The sequence below is a fragment of the Caballeronia zhejiangensis genome (assembly GCF_000698575.1).
GTDB classification, from domain to species: Bacteria; Pseudomonadota; Gammaproteobacteria; order Burkholderiales; family Burkholderiaceae; genus Caballeronia; species Caballeronia zhejiangensis.
Window position 1 is genome coordinate 91117 of sequence record NZ_JFHD01000004.1, and the last position, 21233, is coordinate 112349.

At 65.5% G+C, this 21233-nt stretch carries 18 protein-coding genes; 12 read left to right on the plus strand and 6 right to left on the minus strand.

The genetic code is table 11. The features are described 5' to 3' along the window. Window positions 1–3 precede the first annotated feature (3 nt). The 4 genes from BG60_RS08350 to BG60_RS08365 are packed head-to-tail and all read right to left on the minus strand — an operon-like array spanning window position 4 to window position 3731. A complete protein-coding gene (locus BG60_RS08350; protein ID WP_008345645.1) occupies window positions 4–798 on the minus strand; it encodes an ABC transporter substrate-binding protein in 795 nt (264 codons plus the stop codon). 46 nt (window positions 799–844) lie between these two features. Beyond that, on the minus strand, window positions 845–2305 hold the full coding sequence (locus BG60_RS08355) for an NAD(P)/FAD-dependent oxidoreductase (RefSeq protein WP_034471093.1): 1461 nt from the start codon (window positions 2303–2305) through the stop codon (window positions 845–847). Continuing rightward, window positions 2302–2604, minus strand: coding sequence for a (2Fe-2S)-binding protein (locus tag BG60_RS08360; protein ID WP_008345641.1), 303 nt, complete (start codon window positions 2602–2604; stop codon window positions 2302–2304). The genes BG60_RS08355 and BG60_RS08360 overlap by 4 nt, the downstream gene beginning before the upstream one ends. 2 nt (window positions 2605–2606) lie before the next feature. Then, a complete protein-coding gene (locus BG60_RS08365; RefSeq protein ID WP_051078950.1) occupies window positions 2607–3731 on the minus strand; it encodes an NAD(P)/FAD-dependent oxidoreductase in 1125 nt (374 codons plus the stop codon). A gap of 102 nt (window positions 3732–3833) precedes the next feature. Between BG60_RS08365 and BG60_RS08370 the strand changes: the two genes are divergently transcribed. The 7 genes from BG60_RS08370 (at window position 3834) to BG60_RS08400 (ending at window position 11291) form a co-directional block, all read left to right on the plus strand. Continuing rightward, window positions 3834–4742 carry a LysR substrate-binding domain-containing protein gene (locus tag BG60_RS08370; RefSeq protein WP_008345638.1) on the plus strand — a complete coding sequence of 303 codons (909 nt, stop codon included), beginning with the start codon at window positions 3834–3836 and terminating at the stop codon, window positions 4740–4742. Window positions 4743–4983: 241 nt separating this feature from the next. Next, window positions 4984–5388 carry a thioesterase family protein gene (locus BG60_RS08375; RefSeq protein ID WP_008345636.1) on the plus strand — a complete coding sequence of 135 codons (405 nt, stop codon included), beginning with the start codon at window positions 4984–4986 and terminating at the stop codon, window positions 5386–5388. A gap of 24 nt (window positions 5389–5412) precedes the next feature. Beyond that, window positions 5413–6762, plus strand: coding sequence for a phenylacetate--CoA ligase family protein (locus BG60_RS08380; protein WP_008345635.1), 1350 nt, complete (start codon window positions 5413–5415; stop codon window positions 6760–6762). Beyond that, entirely contained in the window at window positions 6759–7529 is a 771-nt protein-coding gene (locus BG60_RS08385) for an enoyl-CoA hydratase/isomerase family protein (protein ID WP_033535650.1), read from the plus strand. The genes BG60_RS08380 and BG60_RS08385 overlap by 4 nt, the downstream gene beginning before the upstream one ends. Further along, window positions 7526–8245 (plus strand): HAD family hydrolase, encoded by a 720-nt coding sequence (locus BG60_RS08390; RefSeq protein WP_034471097.1) that lies wholly within the window; start codon window positions 7526–7528, stop codon window positions 8243–8245. The genes BG60_RS08385 and BG60_RS08390 overlap by 4 nt, the downstream gene beginning before the upstream one ends. Beyond that, entirely contained in the window at window positions 8242–9375 is a 1134-nt protein-coding gene (locus BG60_RS08395; protein WP_008345630.1) for a branched-chain amino acid ABC transporter substrate-binding protein, read from the plus strand. The genes BG60_RS08390 and BG60_RS08395 overlap by 4 nt, the downstream gene beginning before the upstream one ends. Before the next feature lie 83 nt (window positions 9376–9458). After that, window positions 9459–11291 (plus strand): sigma-54 interaction domain-containing protein, encoded by a 1833-nt coding sequence (locus BG60_RS08400; RefSeq protein ID WP_008345628.1) that lies wholly within the window; start codon window positions 9459–9461, stop codon window positions 11289–11291. 22 nt (window positions 11292–11313) lie between these two features. Here the strand turns inward: BG60_RS08400 and BG60_RS08405 are convergent, their stop codons facing one another. Next, the gene (locus tag BG60_RS08405) at window positions 11314–12198 is read right to left on the minus strand and encodes an SDR family oxidoreductase (protein WP_034471100.1); all 885 of its coding nucleotides are present in this window, start codon (window positions 12196–12198) and stop codon (window positions 11314–11316) included. A gap of 115 nt (window positions 12199–12313) precedes the next feature. Between BG60_RS08405 and BG60_RS08410 the strand changes: the two genes are divergently transcribed. Further along, window positions 12314–13207: a LysR family transcriptional regulator gene (locus tag BG60_RS08410; protein ID WP_008345625.1), complete on the plus strand. Its 894-nt coding sequence runs from the start codon at window positions 12314–12316 to the stop codon at window positions 13205–13207. A gap of 204 nt (window positions 13208–13411) precedes the next feature. Continuing rightward, window positions 13412–14695, plus strand: coding sequence for a sensor domain-containing diguanylate cyclase (locus tag BG60_RS08415; RefSeq protein WP_034471102.1), 1284 nt, complete (start codon window positions 13412–13414; stop codon window positions 14693–14695). A 42-nt stretch (window positions 14696–14737) separates the two neighbouring features. Here BG60_RS08415 and BG60_RS08420 read toward each other — a convergent pair whose 3' ends face one another. Then, entirely contained in the window at window positions 14738–17095 is a 2358-nt protein-coding gene (locus BG60_RS08420) for an acetamidase/formamidase family protein (RefSeq protein ID WP_034471149.1), read from the minus strand. Window positions 17096–17385: 290 nt separating this feature from the next. On the opposite strand from BG60_RS08420, the gene BG60_RS08425 reads away from it, so the two are divergent. From BG60_RS08425 to BG60_RS08435, 3 genes are read left to right on the plus strand one after another with little or no spacing between them, the layout of a single operon-like run. Continuing rightward, window positions 17386–18267 (plus strand): ABC transporter substrate-binding protein, encoded by an 882-nt coding sequence (locus tag BG60_RS08425; protein WP_008345619.1) that lies wholly within the window; start codon window positions 17386–17388, stop codon window positions 18265–18267. Window positions 18268–18285: 18 nt separating this feature from the next. Continuing rightward, entirely contained in the window at window positions 18286–19869 is a 1584-nt protein-coding gene (locus BG60_RS08430) for an amino acid ABC transporter permease/ATP-binding protein (protein WP_008345617.1), read from the plus strand. Between the two features lie 39 nt (window positions 19870–19908). Then, complete coding sequence (locus tag BG60_RS08435) at window positions 19909–21159, plus strand: acetamidase/formamidase family protein (RefSeq protein WP_008345615.1); 1251 nt, start codon at window positions 19909–19911, stop codon at window positions 21157–21159. Window positions 21160–21233 lie beyond the last annotated feature (74 nt).

Below are 21233 nucleotides of genomic sequence, written 5' to 3' on the forward strand. Positions count from 1 at the left end.
ACATTACTTCCCGTACATGTCGAAATCGAAATACCGTGCTTCGATCTTGCGATAGGTTCCGTCGCGCAGCATTTCGGCGAGGGCGCCATTCAACGCCTCACGCAGTTCCGGATCCGATTTGCGCACGCCGGCGGCGTCGCCGTCGCCCATGATCTTCGCGTCATAGACCACATCGCCCGCGAATGCGAAACCCTTGCCCGCGGGCGTCGCCAGAAAACCCAGCTTGCCCTGCACGGCATCCATCAGCACCGCATCGACGCGGCCCGCCGTCAGATCGGCATACGCCTGGTCGTAGCTCGGATACGCGACCACTTCGACGCCGGACGATGCCCACTTTTCCCGCGCATAGGTTTCCTGCACCGTGCCTTGTTCGACGGCCACCCGCTTGCCCGCGAGCTTCGACGCGTCGGGCAGCAGATGCGCGCTCTCCTTGGCGATGAGGCGCGTCTGGTTGCGGTACAGCCGGTCCGTGAAATCGATCTGCTCGCGGCGCTTCGCGTTCGCTGCCATCGATGACAGGATCACGTCGAACTTGCGCGCCTGCAGGCCGGGGATCAGGCCGTCGAAGCTGCTTTGCACCCAGACGCACTTCGCCTTGAGTTTCGCGCACAGTGCATTGCCGAGGTCGACGTCGAAGCCCACGACCTGACCGTCCTTCGCGACCGATTCGAACGGCGGATAGGTCGGGTCGACGCCGACGCGGATCGTGCTCCATTCCTTGGCCGATGCCATCGTGCTGACGGCCATCAGGGCGAGCGCGGCGGCGGTCGACATCGTCTTTGCGCGGGTGGTCTTCATTGGGGGCTCCGTGTGTGGGGTGTCGTTTCGTCTGTCGTGGATGGATTCAACTGGGAAATTCGCCGCGTGCGAAGTCGTCGTCGAGCGCGATGGACTCGGCGATTTCATCGACCGTGACCGGCTTGATCGGCGCGCGGATGCGGTAGTAACCGACATCGCCGACCGCGCGCTCCTGCACCTGCGCGATCAGTTCGCCGACCGTCGTGCCGCACCATCGGCCCTGACACGGGCCCATGCCGCAGCGTGAGAATGCCTTCATCTGATTGGGTCCCTGGCAGCCCAACGCCGCGATCGCGCGAATCTCGCCCGCGGTGACTTCCTCGCACCGGCACACGATTACGTCGTCGGCGGGACGGCGCAGCGCGGCGGGCGGCGCGTAGAGCGCATCGAGCAGCGGACGCACGGCGAGATGGCGTTTCATCGCAAGCCGCGCAGGACGGCTGCGTGCATCGCGGGCTGGCGCATCGAGCGCGCCGAGTTCGCGCGCGATATCGAGCGCCGCAAGCGTGCCCGCGTGCGCGGCGGCCTTCGCCCCGCCGATGCCCGCGCCATCGCCCGCGATCCACACGTTCTTCACGCTGCTGCGCCCGCGCGCATCGGTGCGAGGCCGCCAGCAGGCCGACGACGCATCCCATTCGTGCTCGCAAGCGAGCGCGCGCGACAGTTGCGTCGACGGAATCACGCCCTGATGCAGCAGCACGAGCGACGTGCCGATCGATCGGGACGCGCCTTGTTCATCGACGAAACGCACGCGTTCGACCCGTCCTTCGCCTTCGATCGAAAAAGCGCCAGCACGGCGATGCACCGGGATGCCCGCGCGCTTGACCGCGCGCATCATGCGCAGACCCTTGAGCAGATAGTCGGCGCCGGCGAGTGCGGGGAGCGCATGAGGCAGCGCGGCGCGCCAGGCATCGCGCGGTGTCGTGTCGATGATGGCCCGCACACGGCGTCCCGCATTCAGCAATTGCGATGCGAACAGCCACAAGAGCGGTCCGCAGCCGGCGAGCACGGCGTCTTGCGAGGGCGCCAATCCGGACGACTTCAGCAGCGTCTGCGCCGCGCCGACGCCCATCACGCCCGGCAAGGTCCAGCCGCGCACGGGCCACGGACGCTCCTGCGCGCCGGTCGCGACGAGCACCGCGCGCGCCGAAACGTCGAGCGTGCCGCCGGGCTCGCCGTCGTGCGCGCGGCGCGTGAGCATGGCGACGGCGCGGCCGTTTCCGGACTCGATCTGCCATACGACGCAGCGCGCGAGATGGGTCGCGCCGCTGGCCTCGAAAGCGTCGATCAGCGCGCGTCCCGCGAGATAGTCGTCGCCGAGCACGGATGCATCCGCGAGCGGAGACCGCGACGCGTTGCGATAGATCTGTCCGCCGGGCGCTTCGCCTTCGTCCGCGACTAACACCTCGAGGCCCGCGCGGCGCGCGACGATCGCCGCCGACATGCCCGCAGGCCCGGCGCCGATGATCAGCAGATCGCACTTCGACTGTGCCGGATGCCGTGTCATGCGAGTCTCGCCTTGCCGGACATCGGACGCACACGCATGCCTTCGCGCACGCGCGTCATGCACGCCTGCACGTTCGGCACGCCGTCGATTTCGACCAGACAGTCGAAGCACACGCCCATCATGCAGAACGGTCCGCGCGGTGCGCCGCTGACCGGCGTGTTCCGGCACGCCAGCGTGCCGCTTTCCAGCAGCGCCGCCGCGACCGTGTAATGCGTCGGCACCTGCCGATGCGCGCCGTCGATGTCGATGCACACCAGCGGCGTCGACAGCGTGGCGAGGGATTCGAAGTGCGTGGGCATGTCTAATTCGAAAAGCGCGTGGCGACGAAAGGATGAAGAATCGCGGGACGTGCGCCGCCCGCGATCCACGGTGCGATGACGTCCGCGTGCGCGGCGGCGAGCGTCACGCCGCTATGACAAATGGCGAGGAACGCGCCGGGATGCGCCGCCGATTCCTCGTAGACCGGCAGTCCGTCCGGCGTCATGATGCGCAACGCGCCCCATGCCCGCACGATGCGCGCATGCGCGAGTGCCGGAAACGCGGTGCGTGCGCGCCGGGCAATATCGGCCATGACGGCGCGTGTCTGGCCGTCGTCGAAGCCGACCTGCTCGGCGGAGTCGCCGAGGAGCACGGAGCCTTCGCGCGTCTGCCGCACGACCAGCGTCGGATAGTCGAGAAACGGCGCGAGCCGCTCGGTCACCATGATCTGACCGCGCAGAGGCGTGATCGGCGCGTTCATGCCGACCATCGGCGCGAGGCGCTTGTTGTCGAGACCCGCGGCGAGCACGACGCGTCCGGCTTGCAGCATGCCGTGCGTCGTGTCGATCTCGAAGCGGCCCGCGCGAGGGCGAATCTCGCGCACCTCGCTATGCGGAAGATACGTGCCGCCGTGCGACGCAAAGGCCTGCTGCATGGCGCGCAGCGTGTAGAGCGGGCTCGCGTGGCCATCGTGCGGCGAATAGAGCGCGCCCGCAAGTTCGTCCGATGCCGAAGGCACACGCGCCTTGAGCGCGTCGATGTCGAGCACTTCGTAGTCGAGCGATGCGTCCTGCGCATGAATCGATTGGAGCAGCTGCCGGCCGGCTTCGAGCTGCTCGGCCGTCTCGCACAACTCGATGCCGCCGGGCCGTTCGAATCCGGCGTCGATGCCCGTTTCGCGCTTCAATTGCGCGGCGAAAGCGCTCCAGCGCTCCGACGACTCGCGCGACCATTGCGCATACGGCAGGCATCGTCCGCCTTTGCCCTGCACCCAGACAAGGCCGAAATTGCCGCGCGCCGCGCGATGCGCGGAGTCGGCTCCGTCGCACACGGCAACGCGCTGGCCCGCACGCGCGAGCCCGTAGGCGATGGCCATGCCGACGAGTCCGCCGCCCGCGACCACGATATCGAACCGGCAGCATGTGTTATGGGCGAGATCAACGTGCATGAATTGCGCTTTGTGCCTGCATTGATGTATCGAGACGCAACTTTCGGCGGATAAAAAACGCCCGTCAAATGCCGAATGATCGGTCATCTATAATTCAATGTTATGGAAATGTCCGAGCTCAAAATCCGGCAGATCGAAGCGTTTCGCGCGGTCATGCTTCGACACACCGTCACGCGCGCCGCCGAGTCGCTGCATATCTCGCAGCCCGCGGTGAGCCGTCTTATCGCCGATCTCGAAAGCCGCGTCGGCTTCGTGCTGTTCGAACGGCAGCAGGGGAGGCTTGCGCCCACGGCCGAAGCGCGCGTGCTGTTCGAGGAAGTGGAGCGCGCGTTCGTCGGACTGGACCGGATCACGCAGGCGGCCCACCAGATTCGCGCGATGCGACGCGGTTCGCTGCGCGTGGCAGGGTCGCCCGCCGTCGCGCTCGATCTGCTGCCGGCGGTGATCGCGCGTTTCGTCGAGCAGCATCCGGGCATCGACGTGAGTCTGCTCGCGCACAGTGCGACGACGGTGGTCGACAAGGTTGCGTCCGGCCAGTGCGACGTGGGCCTGACCGCCGAGGCTATCCCGCATCCGGCCGTGAAGAGCGAGCGGCTTCCGAACGCGGTGATGCGATGTATCGTGCCGCGCGGGCATCGCCTGGCGCGCCGTGCATCGTTGAGTCCCTACGACCTGCGCGGCGAGCCCTTCGTTTCGTTTCCGCACAGCTTCGACGCCCGCGCCGCGATCGACCGCGTCTTCGTGGAAGCGGGCGTGACCCGCAATCTCGTGATCGAGGCGCAGTTATCGCAAGCGATCGTGGCGCTGGTCGCCAATCGAGCGGGAGTCGCGCTCATCGACCCGGTGACGGCGGCCTACGCACGGCAACGTGTGGCGGTGAAGCGTTTCGCGCCTGCCGTGCACGATCATTTTTATATCGTGACGAATGCCTCCCGGCCCGTTCCCGTTGTGGCCGACGCGTTTTGCGACGCCGTGCGGGAGGCCTTCGGACGGGTTGTCGCTGAGGTCTGACTTCATGCGGAACTCGCCCCGGTTTCATCCGTGATGGATGTCGAGACCCGCGCACGCTCGTCACCGTGCAGCGACTGCCGCATCAGCCGCCAAGACGTCCGTAGCGAATCGAAACGTCAAGAATCTTAACGGTCCGCCGTTCCAACGTCTTGCAAAATCGCCCGAAGCCCCGCCCGACGGGGCTTCGGCCCATATGGCCCGGACCTTGCCTTATTGGCGGCTACACAACCCGGAGCCGCACATGATCGAACGAGGCCGAGCCGCCACGCTCACCCACACCGTCACATCCGCGGATCTCGCATCCGCCCACGCGCGCGACGCGGACGAGCGCTACCCCGACGTGCTGTCCACGCCCGCGCTCCTGTCGCTGATCGAGCGCGCTTCTGCCGATGTGCTGCGCGACGCCATCGGTGACGGGCAACTGTCCGTCGGCGTGACGACGCATCTCAACCATCTCGCGCCGACGCCGCTCGGCGCCGAAGTATCCGCGACCGCGACCTTCCGCGACATCGACGGCGCGCTGTACTGGTTCGACATCGTCGCCACCGATGCGGGCGGGCCGATCGGCACCGCGAGCCACGCGCGGGCGATCGTCGAGCGGTCCGCGATCGAAGCACGCGCCGCCAAACGCCGCCGCGCCGAATAACGCCAACACGACAGAGGACCACACATGAACGTAGCAGTTCATTCGCCGGCGCGCGGCGTCTACTTCGACGAAGCGTTCGAGACGCTCCCGCTCGACGAAGTGCGGCGTCATCAGGATGCGTTATGGGCGTCTCACTGGCCGTATCTGCGCGCGATGTCCGCGTTCTATCGCACGAAGCTCGAGCGCTGGGCCGGCCGCGACGACATCACGCTCGACACGCTGCAGGAGATGCCCTTCACCGAGAAGGACGACTTGCGCGTAAGCCAGGAGAACGCGTCGCCGTATGGCGATTACGTCGCGTGCACGGAGAGCGGCATCGCGCGGCTGCATCGTACGTCGGGGACGACGGGACGGCCGCTGATCCTCGCCAACAGCGCGCGCGATGCCGCGGATATCGCCCGCGTCGGCGCGCGCTCGATGTGGGCGGCGGGACTGCGCCCGGAGCATCGCGTCGTGCACTGCCTCAACTACTGCATGTGGACGGGCGGCTTCACCGATCACACGATTCTCGAAGCCGCCGGCGCGACCGTCGTGCCGTTCGGCGTCGGCAACACGCGGCTTCTGATCGATTCGATCCTGAATCTCGGCATCGACGCGATTTCGTGCACGCCGTCTTATCCGGCGCTGATCGAGCAGGTGCTGCGCGAGACCGGCGGCCCCGCGCCGCGCGATCTCGGGCTGAAGCTCGGGCTTTTCGGCGGCGAGGCCGGTCTCGACAATCCGGAGTTGCGCGCCGCGATGGAGGAGAAGTGGGGCTTCGCGGTGCGCAATGCGAACTTCGGCCTTTCGGAAGTGCTGAGCATTCTCGGCGGGCAAACGGACTGGACGACCGATCTGCTGTATCACGCGGCGGACGTGGTGTTCGCCGAGATCATCGATCCGCACACGCTCGCGCGTCTGCCGATCGAAGCCGGCACGACGGGCGAACTCGTCTGCACGCATCTGCGCAAGCAGTGCCAGCCGCTCGTGCGTTATCGCACGCGCGACGTCGTCACGGTGACGGCCACCGACGCCGGCCCCGATGGCCGCAGCGCCTGGCGCTTTCGCGTGACGGGCCGCACCGACGACATGTTCAACGTGCGTGGCGTCAACGTGTTCCCGGGCGCGGTGCGGCTCGCGGTCGAGGCGTTGCCGCAATGGGCCTCGGGCATGTTTCGCATCGTGCTGAAAGGGCCGGGGCCATACGACCGCATCGCGATGACGGTCGAGGCCGCGAACGGCTTGCCCGTCGCACGCTGGAACGATGCCGCCGCGCGCATCGAGGCGGCCGTGCGCGAACGCATCGGCGCGAGCGCGGCTGTGACCATCGTCCCGTTCGAGCACTTTCCGCGCACCGAAGGCAAGACACGCTGGATCGACAGGGAGCCCGCATGAGCTACGTCAGGACACGCACGGAAGGACCGCTTCGGGTGGTGACGCTCGACCGCCCGGAGCGCATGAACGCGATCGGCGGCGCGCTGCTCGACGATCTGCACGAGGCGCTGCAAGAAGCGAACGACGACGCCTCGTGCCGCGTCATCGTGCTGACGGGCGCGGGCCGCGCGTTCTGCGCGGGCGACGATCTCAAGGAGTTCGGCGAGCAGAGCGCGACTGACGCAAGCATTCGTCTGCATATCGAGCGCATTCAGCGCATCACGCGCGATCTGATGTTCAACGCGAAGCCCGTCGTCGGCGCGGTGCATGGCTTTGCCGTCGGCGGCGGCTTCGAATGGATGCTCAATTGCGACATGGTCGTGGCGTCCGACGATCTCGTCGCGTTCTTTCCGGAGATGGCGTGGGGCCAGTTCGTCACGGGCGGCGTCACGCATTTGCTGCCGCAGGCGCTCGGCCATCAACGCGCAATGGAATTGTGGCTGCTCGGCGAGCGGCAAAGCGCGCAATCGCTGATGTCGATGGGACTCGTCAATCGCGTCGTGCCACGCGACGCCATGCTCGATACGTCGATCGCGCTGGCCTCGCGCATCGCGGAGCAATCGCCGGGATCCATCGCGCGGCTGAAGCGCCTCGTCACCACGCAATTGAGCGAATCGCTCGCACGGAGTCTCGAACTCGAGTTCGACGCGACGATCGACGCCTTCGCCGATCCCGACGCCGCCGAACGCGTCAAGCAGTTCGCCACGAGAAAGGAGCGCGCGCAATGAACCCCAAAGCCTTGACGTTCGATTACTTCGGCACGCTCGTCGATGTGGATCGCGGCGGCACGCTCGGCATCGCGGAAGTGTTGCGGCGTCTGTCGATCGAGACCGGCGACGCGATGTTCGACATCTATCTCGACTGGGATATTCGCAATGTGCGGCTGTATCGCGGGCAGGCGTATGCGCGTTACCGCGACGTGGCGGGCGAGGCGCTCGCCGCCGTGCTCGATGCGCGCTGGCCCGGCGCGCGCAAGGGCCACGCGCTGGACGAGCTGACCGACCTGTTTCTCGCGCATCTCGTCGAGGCGTCGCCCGCGCATGAGGACGCCGAGCCGTTTCTCGACTGGGCGGCGTCGCGCTATCCGCTGATGCCGATCACCAACATGGACAGCGACCTGTGGCGGCGCACGCAGCTCACCCGCTACTTCGAGCATGTGACGACGGCCGAGATGGCGCAGGCGTACAAGCCGTCCGAGGCGATCTTCAGGCTGGCGCTCGACCGCCTCGCGCTGCCGGCGCGTGACGTGTTGCACTGCTCGCTCGCGAGCTGGGCCGACATCGACGGCGCGAAGCCGCTCGGCATGGCGGTCGCATGGATCAATCGCGGCGCGGACACGCTCGGCGCGTGGCAGCCGCGCCCGGATTTCGAGTTCGACACCTTGTCGCCGGTACGGGACCTTCTTGAGAATCTGACACTCACTGCGACGGGAGAATCACGATGAAACCGATGAAGACGGCAATCACGTTCATTGCATGCGCGGCGATGCTATGCGGCGCGGCGCATGCGCAGGAAGTCGTGAAGATCGGCGTGGCCGGCCCGCTGACCGGCAGTGCGGCGTCGAGCGGCAAGGACGACGAGCGGGGCGTGCGACTCGCCATCGACGAATTGAACGCGAAGGGCTTCGCGATCGCCGGCAAGCCGGTGAAATTCGAGCTGATTTCGATGGACGATCAGGGCGATCCGAAGGTCGGCGTGAACGTCGCTCAGAAGCTCGTCGACGATGGCGTGTCGGCGGTCATCGGCCATTACAACTCGGGCGTTAGCATTCCGGCGGCGCGCATTTACAACGACGCCAAAGTCGTGATGATGACGGGCGCCTCGTCGAACCCGGATCTCACGCATCTCGGCTATCCGTACGTGTTCCGCCTCGCCACCAACGACAACGTGATGGGCGGGCGCATGGCGGTCTATGCGTCGAAGGTGCTGGGCGCGCAACGCGCCGCCGTCATCGACGACCGCACCGCCTACGGCACGGGCGTCGCGGACGTGTTCATCAAGACCGCGCAGAAGGAAGGCTTGCAGATCGTCGCGCGCGAGTACAGCACCGACAAGGCGACCGACTTCAAGGCCATTCTCACGCAGATCAAATCGCGCAATCCGCAGGTCGTGTTCTACGGCGGCTATTACGCGCAGGCCGCGACGCTCGCGCGGCAAATGAGCGAGCTCGGCCTGAGCGCGACGCTCGTCGGCGGCGACGGCATCTGTTCGCCCGAATTCGACAAGCTCTCGGCGGGCGTCGCGGACAAGCGCATGTTCTGCGCGCAAGGCGGCGCGCCGCTCGACACGCTGCCCGAGGGCAAGACCTTCCGCGCGAAGTTCAGGAATGCGTTCAGCGCCGATGTCGATACCTACGCGCCCGCGTTCTATGCGGCGACGCTCGTCGTCGCGGATGCGATGCGCAAGGCGGGATCGGCGAAACCGGAGGTCTTCGTGAAGGCGCTGCGCGATCAGTCGTTCGACAGCATTCTGGGCCCCGTCAAGTTCGATTCCAACGGCGACTGGATCGATGCGCCTGTCACGGTGTACCGGCTGAACAGCGGGGCGCTCACGGCGATCGCACAGAAGGACTGAGCGCGCGATGCCGCGATGCGCGGGGCGGCGGGATTTTGTCCTGTTACATTCGAAGCCGTTGACCCACCGCATCGCAGGTAGATATGGCCACCGTCGCGCTCGATCCCAGCATCGCCACACTCGAGAGCGCGCTCGCGTCGCCCAGATGGCGCGATGCGCGCCGCCTGGCCGCGCGCGAGGCCGGCGCGTGCATCTTCACGCTCGATCGCAGTGGCCATGTGCTCGAACCGCTCGCGCACATTGGCGACGCCGCGCTCGATGCCTTCCTCGCGCGCTGTCCTTCGGCGGGGCTCGCCGCGCTCGCCGAAGCCGCCACCGTTTCATCGGACGGCCGCTGCGTGACGCTGGCGCTGCAGGACGCCGATGCATCGATCGCGCAGGCGTTCGCGCTGCGTGTCGATGCGCATGGTCGCCGGGTTTTTCTCGTCGCGTTGCGCTGGCGGAAGGCGGCGGATGAAGCGACGAATGAAGCGACGAATGAAGCGACCCCCGCGCCCTGGATCACGCTGCTCGGCGCGACGCTCGACGTGCTGCTGCAAAGCGCGTTCGACCTGGCCGCCTACGACACGCTCGTCGAGGAACAGCGCGCGATCATCGATCATATCGGCGATGGGCTGATGGTGATCGGACAGGGCCAAGTGTTGCGCCACGTCAATTCGGTCGCGGGACGCATTCTGGGCATCGATCCGCGGACGAGCATCGGCAAGACGCTGAACGAAGTGATCGATTTCGAGCCGATCGTCGGGCCGATCTATCGGACAGGTGTGGGTTACGTCGATCGCGAGCTCATCATCGATTCGCCCGCGCGCCACTTGCACCTGCTCGATACCGCTATCCCGATCAAGAATCGTTGCGGCGAAGTCGTGTCGGTGGTGAACACGTTTCGCGAGATGCGGCGCGTGCGCAAGATGGCGGGGCGCTACGCGGGCAATCACGCGCGCTTTACCTTCGACAACGTGATCGGCTCCAACGCGGGCCTCAAGCGCGCGGTCGATGCAGCGAAGAAGGCGGCGCGCGGCGCGTCGAACGTGTTGTTGTCCGGCGAAAGCGGCGTCGGCAAGGAAGTGTTCGCGCAGGCGATCCACAATGCGAGCGCGCGCGCCGCGCTGCCGTTCATCGCGATCAATTGCGCGGCGCTGCCCCATGCGCTGATCGAAAGCGAGCTCTTCGGCCACGCGCCCGGCAGCTTTACCGGGGCGGCGCGGGAAGGCCGTCCGGGCAAGTTCGAATCGGCGGACGGCGGCACGGTGTTCCTCGACGAAATCTCGGAGTTGCCCATCGACGTGCAGGCGAAACTCTTGCGCGTGCTGCAGGAGCGCGAAGTCACGCGCATCGGCGACACGCGCGGCATTCCCGTCGACGTGCGCATCATCTGCGCGAGCAATCGCGATCTCGCTTCGATGGTGCTCGCGAAGACGTTTCGCGAGGATCTGTACTATCGCTGCAATGTCATCGAGATCATGATCGCGCCGCTGCGCGAGCGTCGCGAGGACATTCGCGCGATGGCCGCGTTCTTCCTCGATCGATATTGCGCGCGCATGCACAAGCCGAGGCCCGAAATCGCGGAGCGGGCACTGCGGCAACTCGAAGCGCATGACTGGCCGGGCAATGTGCGCGAAATCGAGAATCTCGTCGAGAAGATCGTCAACTTCAACGAAGGCGAGCCTGTCGCGGATGTATCGGCGTTTTTGGGCGGCGCATCGGTTTCGCCGGCGCGCGATGGGTCGGCCGAGCATCATGGCGAGCCGGTGTCGCTGAAGGAGGCGGAGCGCCTCGCCATCGAAAGTGCGTTGAAGGCGTGCCACCTCAATGTGACGCATTGCGCCAAGCTCCTGCAGGTGTCGAAGCCCGCGCTCTACGCAAAGATGAAGCGGCACGGCATTCGCGTCGAACGGTCGATTCGTCAACTGGGTTGAGCGAGCGGGCTTTTCACGGCAATCAAATGGTGCGCTGCGATTGCCCCTCTGCCAGATCGGTGGCGAAGTCGCGATAGGCGTGCAGGGGACGGCCCAAAATGCCGACAAGGCGCTCGGCATCGCCGAGTTCGGGCACCATCCCGTCGCTGACGTAACGCTCGGCCATCAGGCGCATCTCGTACGCCATCCACTTTGGCATGAAGCTCGCCAGATTCTGCTCGAAGCCAGTCGGGTCGTCGCCACCGTAGCCAACGGGACGACCGAGCACGTCGGTCCAGATGGCGGCGAGTTGGGGGCCGGTCAGCGTGTCAGGCCCGACAAGGTTGATGACCTCCAGTGGAAGGTGAGCGGCCGCCTCGTCCCGACGGATCAGTTCGAGGGCCGCGACCTCCGCAATGTCGCGGGTGTTCACCATTGCGACGCCCTTCGTTCCGATAGGCATCGGGTAGACGCCGTGCTCGATGACCACGTCCTTGATCATGAGTTCGTTGTCCATGAAGTACGCGGGCCGCAGGATAGTGGCGCTGAAGCCCATCGCCTCGATCATATGCTCCGCACCGGACTTGACGGCGAAATGCGGCACATTGACGAAGCGCTCTGCGTGCATCACCGACAGATATACGACGCGTTCGACGCCGGACTCGCGGGCGATATTCAGCGCGATCAGCGCCTGCGTGAATTCATCGCCCGAGACCGCGTTGAGCAAGAACAATGTGCGCACGCCGGCGAACGCGCGGCGAAGTGAGTCGATGTCGAGCATTTCGCCCTGAACGACACTCACGGCGCTGGGAAAGTCGGCCTTCGACGGATCCCGCACGAGTACGCGCACGTCGGCATTGCGACGCACGAGCTGGTCGACGACCTGGCGGCCGACACGGCCGGTGGCGCCGGTAACGAGAATAGTCATGGTGTTGCTCCTTGAGCGTGGTTGGGATGACTCAAAGGTACGTGATCCAAATCTGGTCCGGAAGATGCTATAAAGAGACGACGTGTCTCACCAATGGAACGCTGGAATAGCGCGAATGGATCTTCTTGCACTTGCTGATTTCAACCTCGTCGCTCGTTACGGAAGCTTCGGCGAGGCGGCTCGCGCCGCGGGTCGTCCGAAGGCGACGCTTTCGCGAAGGGTGAGCGAACTCGAAAGCGACCTTCAAATCCGGCTTCTCGAACGGGGACCGCGAGGCGTAAAGCTCACGCAGGAAGGACTGGCGCTCTATGAGCGCACCGGTGCGCTTCTCGCCGAGCTCAACGCCAGTGCCGCAGCGATAGCATCGAGCAGCGAGCAGCCTCGCGGCCGCTTGCGAATCAGCGCACCCGCGCTTTTCTCGCAAATCGCCATGGGAAAACTGGTCGCCTCGTTCGCGCTGAAGTGGCCGGAGGTTCGATTGGAAGTCACGACGGAAGATCGCCCGGTCGACATGATCGAAGAAGGTTATGACCTGGTTATACGGGTCAACCCGGCTCCCGACGAGAATCTGGTTGGACGGATCATCCTGCACGACCGGCTCGTCGTCGTGGCGAAGCCCGGACTGGAGCCGCCCGAGGGAAAAGCGCGCGTGCCGGCAGTCATCCGTGGAGCGGCCGATCAAACGTCGTTCTGGGATGTCACCGGCGCCGAGGGGAGAAAGCGCATATTCGTCGAGCCATTCGCCACACTGTCATCGCTCGTCATGGTGCGCGACACGGTCCGGCTTGGCGTTGGGATCGCGTGCCTGCCGCTGTCGCTCGTCAGCCGCGATATCGCCGCCGGTCGACTTTCACAGTGGGGCGAGCTGGACGGGTCCGACATCGCGCTGTGGGCGCTTTACCCTTCAAGGCGCTTTCTGAGCGCGCGCGTGTCCGCTTTCCTGAATCACCTCAAAGCATCGTTTCCCTCCGGCGCTCCGGAGGAATTGGCGGCGTTGATCGACGGGTAGGAGCGTCAGCCGATGCGCTGATACGAGGGTCTCGCCGTTGCGTTCGTCTTCGAGCCGGCCGCAACAAGCTGCGCTGCGGTGAATCGCGCTCGGACGCTTCGCCCTCAAGCCTTTGCCCACGCTGCCGATAACAAACGCATGGTGGCGTCAGCGACGCAAGTGGATGATTATCGGTGCCGGACGACGGCGCGGCAGGATAGGAGTATGTCGGGGTTGCCCAACACATCGCGGGAGATTACGGAAGGCGCAACGATCGGCGTGGCTATCGTGGGCCGCGATGCGCGCGGCGGTCTGATCGTCAGGACCTGCAACGACGCGTTCATGCGCATGACGGACGCCTCGCGAGCGGACACGCCCGCGCTTCCCCTCGCGGTCGATGCCATGATGCCGGCCGAGGCGCATCCGATCCTCATCGAAAAGTTGAAGGCGTGCTTCGACGGCCAGACGCACACGCATCGATTCATCGACGGCGCGCGTTCGTGGCGTCTCACGCTCGAACCGCTCAGGGGGCCGGGCGCGCTTGAAGCCGTGCACGAAGTCATGATTTCGTGCATCGACGATACGCCGAAGAAGCCGCTCACGCGCGAAGTCGAATTCGACGCGTCGCGCTTTCGCGCGGTCGTGGACTCGGCGTACGACGCGATCGTGAGCATCGACGAGCGGCACGAGATCACGCTGTTCAATCGGGCCGCCGAGAATCTGTTCGGCTATACATCGGCAGAAGCGCTCGGGAGGCGCATCGAGATGTTGCTGCCGGAGCGCGCGCGTGCGCATCACGCGGACAACGTGCGGCAGTTCGCGAATTCGCCGATGACGAACCTGCGCGCGATGACCGCGCCGCGCATGGACGAAAGCAACAGCGTTTTCGGGCGGCATCGCGACGGCACCATCATTCCGGTGGAAATCGCCATCTCCAAGATCGACGTGGGCGGCGTGGTCGAGTTCACCGCGGTCATTCGCGACATCACCGAGCGCGCGCGGCTCATGGAACTGCTGAAGCAACAGGCCGTCACCGATGCGCTCACCGGTCTGCCGAACCGACGCGAGTTCATCGACTTCGTCGAAAAGCTGCTCGCGACCGACGAGATCCTGTCCGTCTTCATTCTCGACATCGATTTCTTCAAGGCGATCAACGATAACTACGGCCACGATATCGGCGATGAAGTGCTGCGCGTGCTCGCGAATGTCGGAAAGTCGATCCCGCTCGAATCCATGCTGTTCGCGCGCTGGGGCGGCGAGGAGTTCGTCGCGGCGCTGCCGGGCGCGGACGCGAGTGCCGCGCCGCGGATCGCGGACGCCTTGCGCCAGCGTCTGGAGCGGCAGGATGTCGAGCATGTCTGGCGCGTCAAGGCGATTCCTTTCACCGTGAGCATCGGCGTGGTGACACGCGAGCCCGGCGAGCGCGACGTGGATGCGCTCATGCGGCGCGCGGACCGGGCGTTGTATCACGCGAAGGCGGCGGGGCGTAACCGTGTCGAGGTCAGATGAACGCGGGCAGAAGCCCGGCCTGCACGAAGCGCGGGACCGCGCTCAATCCGTGAACCGCGCCTTGCGGATGATCGCGTGCACGCCCCAGTTGCCATCGACGACTTGCGTGACGCCGAAGTCCACCGCCACCGACATCAGCGAGATGGCTTCGTCTTCGGTGAGTCCCTTGGTGGACATCAGAAACCGCCGCGTCTTGATGAAGGCATCGCGCATGGCCTGATCCAGCGTGGACTTCTGATAGACCTCGCTTTGCGCGCTGGTGCCGAACTCGGCCAGATAGTCGGGATGGCTGAAGCCGTGCAGCACCCATTCATCGGCGGTTTCGACGAGCGGATACGTGAGGTCCGCGAACGACTGCGAGGCAAGCGTGTGCTTCTTGTGCAGGATCAGTTCGAAGTCGCCGGTGAGCGAGCATTCGATGGCCGTGCCGCACAACTCGGAATCGCCCTGCGACGCGTGCGGGTCGCCGATCGACAAGAGCGCCCCGGCCACGCCGACCGGCAGAAACACGCTCGCACCTGGACCGACGCGCCAGTTGTCGAGATTGCCGCCGAAGGCCGAAGGCGGAATCGAATCGATCAGACCGTTCTGCTGCGGCGCCACGCCGATCACGCCGAAGTGCGGTCGCACGGGAATGGTCACGTTCTTCAGCACGTCGTGATTCTCGACGACGCTCGCGTGATCCACCGGCACGCCCGGATAATCGATGATCGGATGCAGCACGCCGAAAGGATCGCGCTGCGGCGTCCAGCGGTAGTTGTAGACGGCGCGCGCATAGGCGCTGTCGTCGCGCGCTTCGTCCGTGTGGATCTCGTAGATGGTCACGACTTCGCGCGGCTTCGGTTCGGTGAGCAGCTCGCGATAATGAAAGCCCCACCACGCCGCGACGTTGCTGCCGAACGCGCGGCCGTGGAACTTCGGGTTCCTGCAGCGGCGCGGATGAATATCGACGATGCGCACTTCCAGGACATCGCCCGGTTCCGCGCCTGTCACCGCAATCGGCCCGGTGCAGATATGCACGCCGAAGCCTTCGCCCGCGCCGCGTCCATAGATGGAGGCGTTCATCGGGCCCGCGCCGCGACGGTCCACGTTCTTGCGTTCGGCTGTCCAGTGGAACACGCTCTCCGCGCCGGGATCGCCCGCGATCATGCGGTCCCAGTCATCCGACGCATGCTGCGTGAGCGCTTCGACCGTCACCGTGTCGCCGCTCGCGACTTCGAGCACGGGCTTGAGATCGTGGCTGAAATAGCCCCAGTGCACCGTGTTCGCCGTTGCGCGCAGCAAATGATGCCGCGGCCTGCCGCCCGTCCGCGCAGGCCGCGCTTGCACGGCATCGCTTTCGTCGCGCACGGCGACGAGCGTGTCGCCCGTCTCTTCGCTGCGCGCCTGCGCGATCAGACTCGCGGCGTTCACCGGCAGCCCGCGCGATAGCGAATGCACGAGATGGCGCGCGAGTTCCAGGTTCGCTTCGTGCCGGAACGTGCGCGGCGATGCGCCATAACGCTCGCGGAATACGCGGCTGAAGTGCGCCGGATCGTTGAAGCCCCAGCGAAAGCAGATGTCGGATATGGAGACTTTCTCCGAGAGCGGATCGGCCAGTTCCGCGCGGCAGCGTTCGAGGCGGCGCGAGCGCACATACGTCGAGAAACTCTGTCCGGCGAGTTCGAACAGCTTCTGCACGTAACGCGGCGACACGCGTTCGTCTTTGGCGAGCGAGGCCACGCTCAGGGTCGAATCGGCGAGATGCGTTTCGATGAAGCGGCACAGTCGCGCGAACAACGCCGACTGCGGCGGCGTCAGCCCGTTGAACGAACCTTTGCGTTCCTGTCCGGCGAGACAGGCCACGAGCATTTCGGCGAGCGCGAGTTCGGTGGGACGCAACTCCTCCGCGCTCAGCGTTTCGAGGCTTTCCACGACCGAACGCAGAAAGCCCGAGAAGATGTGGCCGATGCCCGTCGCGCCCGGCAACAAGGCCACGCGCAGCGAGAGCGGCGAAATGAGACGCGCGTTGATGGCGCTCCTGGGCGCTCGCACGATGAACGCGCGAAAGCGTCCCGCGAAAACCAGCGACGCGCTCTGGCCCGGCGCGGCATAGACGATGTCATGCGGGCTCACGCGCTCGCGCAGACCATCGGCGACGAGCGTGGCGTCGCCATCGATCAGCAGCGCGAGCATGAGACTGTCCGCGTGATCCGCGCTCATCTGCAGCGTCTGCGCGGCCGAGGCGATGGTCGTGAACTCGATCCCGCCCGCCGATACGCGCGATGTCAGCGTGCCGTGCAAACCGCGTTCGCCGCCTTCGATCTTGCCGCGCCATCCGAGACGTGCGAGCGCCGCGTTCCATTCATGCCGGCGCTCGAACTCGGGATACGACTCGGTGGTGAAGCGCGACAGGTTCAACGAAAACTCCACGATAGGCGAAGCAGCAAGCGCTTTTCAAAAGCAACCTTCGCGCCATCGCGATGCTTACGGCGGCGGGTGCATCGCGTATCGAAGACAGTGCATACATGCGCCATCGCGGCGCACGTCTGCACTTGCGCGCATCACCCGACGCGCGGCCTCATGCGTTCTTGGACGAGCGTGCACGCCAATACCAGCAGTTGTGCGCAGCCAGTCAAGTTCGCGGGATTTCGGTCGCCTACGCTCTGGGCATCGCAAGTCAATCGTCATCAGCCGTCAGGAGCGTATCGATGCAAAGGAATCTCGTGGGCCGTTTATCTCGCGCAGGACTTGGCGCGCTGTGCGCGGTGTTGTTCGCCTTCGCGGGACAGGCGCACGCCGCCGCGCCCGCCGAATGCAGCGCGTTGCAGGCGAAGTACCCGCAGTTCAAGGGCAAGACACTCACCAATGCGATCAATCCGCATACGCCGGGCTATGAAGCGCTCGACCCGAACGATCCGAGCAAGTACATCGGCTTCGATATCGATCTGGGCGAGTTGATCGCGCAATGCCTCGGCTTCACGATGGCCTACAAGCCCGTGACCTTCGCCGCGCTGCTCACGACCTTGCAGAGCGGTCAGGCCGATATCGTCATCTCCGATATCTACGCGACCGAGGAGCGCGCCAAGGCCGCCGACTTCATCACGTACTCGAAGGTGTTCGACGGCGTACTCGTCGCCAAGGGCAATCCGAAGAAGATCACCGGCATCAACACGTCGATGTGCGGCACGACAGCCGCCGAAAACACGGGCTATGTGGAAGTGCCGCTGATTCAGGCACTGGCGCCGCAATGCAAGGCGGTCGGCAAGCCCGAAGCCACCGTGCAGCTCTACGACAACAACGCCAACTGCATCCAGGCCATTCTCGCGGGCCGCGCGGATACGTACATCAACGACGTGAACACGGTCGACCAGGCGGTGAAGGCGTATCCGGACAAGCTGGAGAAAGCGACCGCCGTGACCTTGCCGTACTTCGTGGGCATCGGCGTGCCGAAGGACAAGCCCGATTTCCGCGATGCCGTGATGGCCGCGCTCGTCGCCATTCAGAAGAGCGGCGCGCAGTCCGAACTGCTGAAGAAGTGGGGCCTCGGCGTCGAGAATCTCGCGACGCCGCAACTCGTCGTTGCCAAGTAAGCGCGGAAGCATCGGCATATGGACCTGTTCCTTCACTATCTCGGCCTGCCTTATCTGCTCGACGGCATCCGCTTCACGATCACCGTCACCTTGCTCGGACTCGCGGGCGGGCTCGTGCTGGGACTCGTCCTTGCCGCCATGCAACTGAGCCGAATCGGACCGCTCGCGGCCATCGCGCGCGGCTATACGGTGATTTTTCGCGGCACGCCGCTGATTCTGCAACTCGTGTTCGCCTACGACGCCCTGCCGCATATCGGCATCAAGCTGAGCGCCGTCGGCGCGGCGGGCCTCGCGCTCGCCGCGAACGAAGCGCCGTTCATCGCGGAGATATTACGCTCGGGCGTGCTCGGCGTGGATCGCGGACAGACGCTCGCGGGGCAGGCGCTCGGCATGACGCCTTCCGTGCTGATGCGCCGGATCATCGCGCCGCAGGCCCTTCGCTCGATGATTCCCGCGCTCGGCAACGAAACCGTCAGCGCGTTGAAGAACTCTTCGCTGGCTTCGGTCATCTCGGTGGGCGAGCTGACCTTGCGCAGCACGCAGCTTGCTTCGTCGACGTTCGACTTCTTTTCGATCTTCTTTGCGTCGGGTCTCTTGTATTTGTGTCTGACGGGCGCGATCGCCGCCATTCAGCTGATGATCGAACGCGCGCTCGATCTGGACCGCGCCAGCTCGCGCGGCGGCTTCTGGGGACGACGCCGGAGCACGCCCGTATCGACGAAGCCCGCAGGCCCGACCGATCTGCCGCCGGTCTTCGTCCCGGCTCGCGTCACACCCGACGACCGCGCACGCCGCTACGACGCGCTGTCTCGCAACGGCACCGCCGTGCAGATCAATGGCGTACACAAGCGCTACGGCGAGCAGCCGGTGCTCAATGGCTTCGATCTCGACATCCGCTCGGGCGAAGTCGTCGCGTTGCTCGGACCGAGCGGCTCGGGCAAGAGCACGCTGCTTCGCTGCATCAATCATCTGGAACAGTGGGAACAAGGCGAGATACGCGTGGGCGGACGGCGCCTGGGCTTTCGCGATGACGGGCGGCGCATGAATCCGCGCGAGCTTGCGAAGGAGCGCGCGAGTCTCGGCGTCGCCATGGTGTTCCAGCAGTTCAATCTTTTCGGCCATCTGACGGCGCGCGAGAACATTGCATTGCCGCTCGTCTGGGTGCACGGCGCGACGCTCGCCGATGCCAACCGACGCGCGGATGCCCTGCTCGAACGCGTGGGCCTCGCGCATCGCGCCGATGCGTTGCCGCGTCATCTGTCGGGCGGCCAGCAACAACGCGTGGCGATTGCGCGTGCGCTCGCGCCGAATCCGCGCGTGCTGCTGCTCGACGAGCCGACTTCCGCGCTCGATCCGGAACTCGTGGGCGAAGTGCTCGAAGTGATCCGCCGCCTCGCGCTCGACGATGGCCTGACGATGATCATTTCGACGCATCAGTTGCGCTTCGCCGATGAAGTGGCCGACCGCGTCGTGTTCCTGAGCGGCGGCAGCGTCGTGGAGGACGGACCCGCGCATCAGGTCTTGACGCGGCCGCATCATCCGTTGACGGCGCGCTTTCTCAACGTGATGGGCGCGGGCAGCACGCTCGAAACCGTGCACTGAATCGCATCGATAACACACCCACTCGCCGAGGACGAATCAATGAAGCATTACACGCTGCCCGTTTCATCATCCACCGTGCATTGGGGATACTTCAGCAAACGGGTAGAACCGCGCCTCACGCTCAAGTCGGGCGACCGCGCCACCATCGAAACGCTGACGCATCACGCGAACGACGACCACGAGCGCATGATCGCGGGCGATCCGGGCGCGCAGAGCGTGTTCGAATGGACGCGCGAGCACAAGGCCGTTTCGCGGCGCGGCGCGGGTCCGACCGAAGGACCGTTCCGCCTCGGCGCTGGCGAAGGCGTGGGCGTGCATCTGCTCACCGGTCCGGTGGCAATCGAAGGCGCCGAACCCGGGGACGTGCTCGAAGTGCGCATCCTCGACGTCAGGCCGCGGCCGAGTTGCAGCGCGTGTCATGCGGGCAAGTGCTTCGGCTCGAACGTGGCCGCGTCGTGGGGCTTTCAGTATCACGATCTGATCGAGGAGCCGAAGCCGCGCGAAGTGGTGACCATCTTCGAACTCGATACTTCCGGCGAGCCGTATGCGCGCGCGGTCTACAACTATGTGTGGACGCCGCAGACCGACCCGGATGGCATCGTGCACGCGACGATCGATTATCCCGGCGTGCAGGTGGATCACCGGCTCGTGACGAAGCGCGAAAACATCTTGCCGGATATCCGCGTGCCGGCGCGACTGCATTTCGGCACCATGGGCGTCGCGCCCGCCGAAGCGGACTATGTCAGTTCGATTCCGCCGAGCTACACGGGCGGCAACATCGACGACTGGCGCATCGGCCGGGGCGCGACCATGTATTACCCGGTGGCGGTCGAAGGCGCGCTTTTCTCGGTGGGCGACCCGCATGCCGCGCAGGGCGACAGCGAACTGGGCGGCACCGCTATCGAAACATCGTTGACGGGGGACTTCGAATTCATCCTGCACAAGAAAGCGGATCTCGAAGGCACGCTCCTCGAAGGGCTCACGCATCCGCTGCTCGAAACGGATCAGCAATGGTCGGTGTACGGCTTCACGTTCCCCAACTATCTGGCCGAACTCGGGACCAACGCGCAAGTGGAAGTGGCGCAGCATGCGAGCCTCGACAAAGCCATGCGCGATGCCTTTCGCAAGCTGCGCCGCTTGCTGATGACGGTGCACGGTTTGAGCGAAGACGAAGCCATTGCGCTGATGTCGGTAGCGGCGGACTTCGGCGTGACGCAGGTGGTCGACGCGAATTGGGGCGTACACGGTTCGATCCGCAAGGAAGTGTTCAAGAACTACAAGAAGCGTTGATCGACGCGAATCAAGACATCGATCCATAGCCTGTCAATCCGCGCGCACGCGCGCGTCGCTTGCCTGACTGAGGC

Coding starts and splice junctions, on each gene's coding strand:
- BG60_RS08350 (WP_008345645.1), bottom strand. CDS start 798: ATGAAGACCACCCGCGCAAAGACGATGTCGACCGCCGCCGCGCTCGCC.
- BG60_RS08355 (WP_034471093.1), bottom strand. CDS start 2,305: ATGACACGGCATCCGGCACAGTCGAAGTGCGATCTGCTGATCATCGGC.
- BG60_RS08360 (WP_008345641.1), bottom strand. CDS start 2,604: ATGCCCACGCACTTCGAATCCCTCGCCACGCTGTCGACGCCGCTGGTG.
- BG60_RS08365 (WP_051078950.1), bottom strand. CDS start 3,731: ATGCACGTTGATCTCGCCCATAACACATGCTGCCGGTTCGATATCGTG.
- BG60_RS08370 (WP_008345638.1), top strand. CDS start 3,834: ATGGAAATGTCCGAGCTCAAAATCCGGCAGATCGAAGCGTTTCGCGCG.
- BG60_RS08375 (WP_008345636.1), top strand. CDS start 4,984: ATGATCGAACGAGGCCGAGCCGCCACGCTCACCCACACCGTCACATCC.
- BG60_RS08380 (WP_008345635.1), top strand. CDS start 5,413: ATGAACGTAGCAGTTCATTCGCCGGCGCGCGGCGTCTACTTCGACGAA.
- BG60_RS08385 (WP_033535650.1), top strand. CDS start 6,759: ATGAGCTACGTCAGGACACGCACGGAAGGACCGCTTCGGGTGGTGACG.
- BG60_RS08390 (WP_034471097.1), top strand. CDS start 7,526: ATGAACCCCAAAGCCTTGACGTTCGATTACTTCGGCACGCTCGTCGAT.
- BG60_RS08395 (WP_008345630.1), top strand. CDS start 8,242: ATGAAACCGATGAAGACGGCAATCACGTTCATTGCATGCGCGGCGATG.
- BG60_RS08400 (WP_008345628.1), top strand. CDS start 9,459: ATGGCCACCGTCGCGCTCGATCCCAGCATCGCCACACTCGAGAGCGCG.
- BG60_RS08405 (WP_034471100.1), bottom strand. CDS start 12,198: ATGACTATTCTCGTTACCGGCGCCACCGGCCGTGTCGGCCGCCAGGTC.
- BG60_RS08410 (WP_008345625.1), top strand. CDS start 12,314: ATGGATCTTCTTGCACTTGCTGATTTCAACCTCGTCGCTCGTTACGGA.
- BG60_RS08415 (WP_034471102.1), top strand. CDS start 13,412: ATGTCGGGGTTGCCCAACACATCGCGGGAGATTACGGAAGGCGCAACG.
- BG60_RS08425 (WP_008345619.1), top strand. CDS start 17,386: ATGCAAAGGAATCTCGTGGGCCGTTTATCTCGCGCAGGACTTGGCGCG.
- BG60_RS08430 (WP_008345617.1), top strand. CDS start 18,286: ATGGACCTGTTCCTTCACTATCTCGGCCTGCCTTATCTGCTCGACGGC.
- BG60_RS08435 (WP_008345615.1), top strand. CDS start 19,909: ATGAAGCATTACACGCTGCCCGTTTCATCATCCACCGTGCATTGGGGA.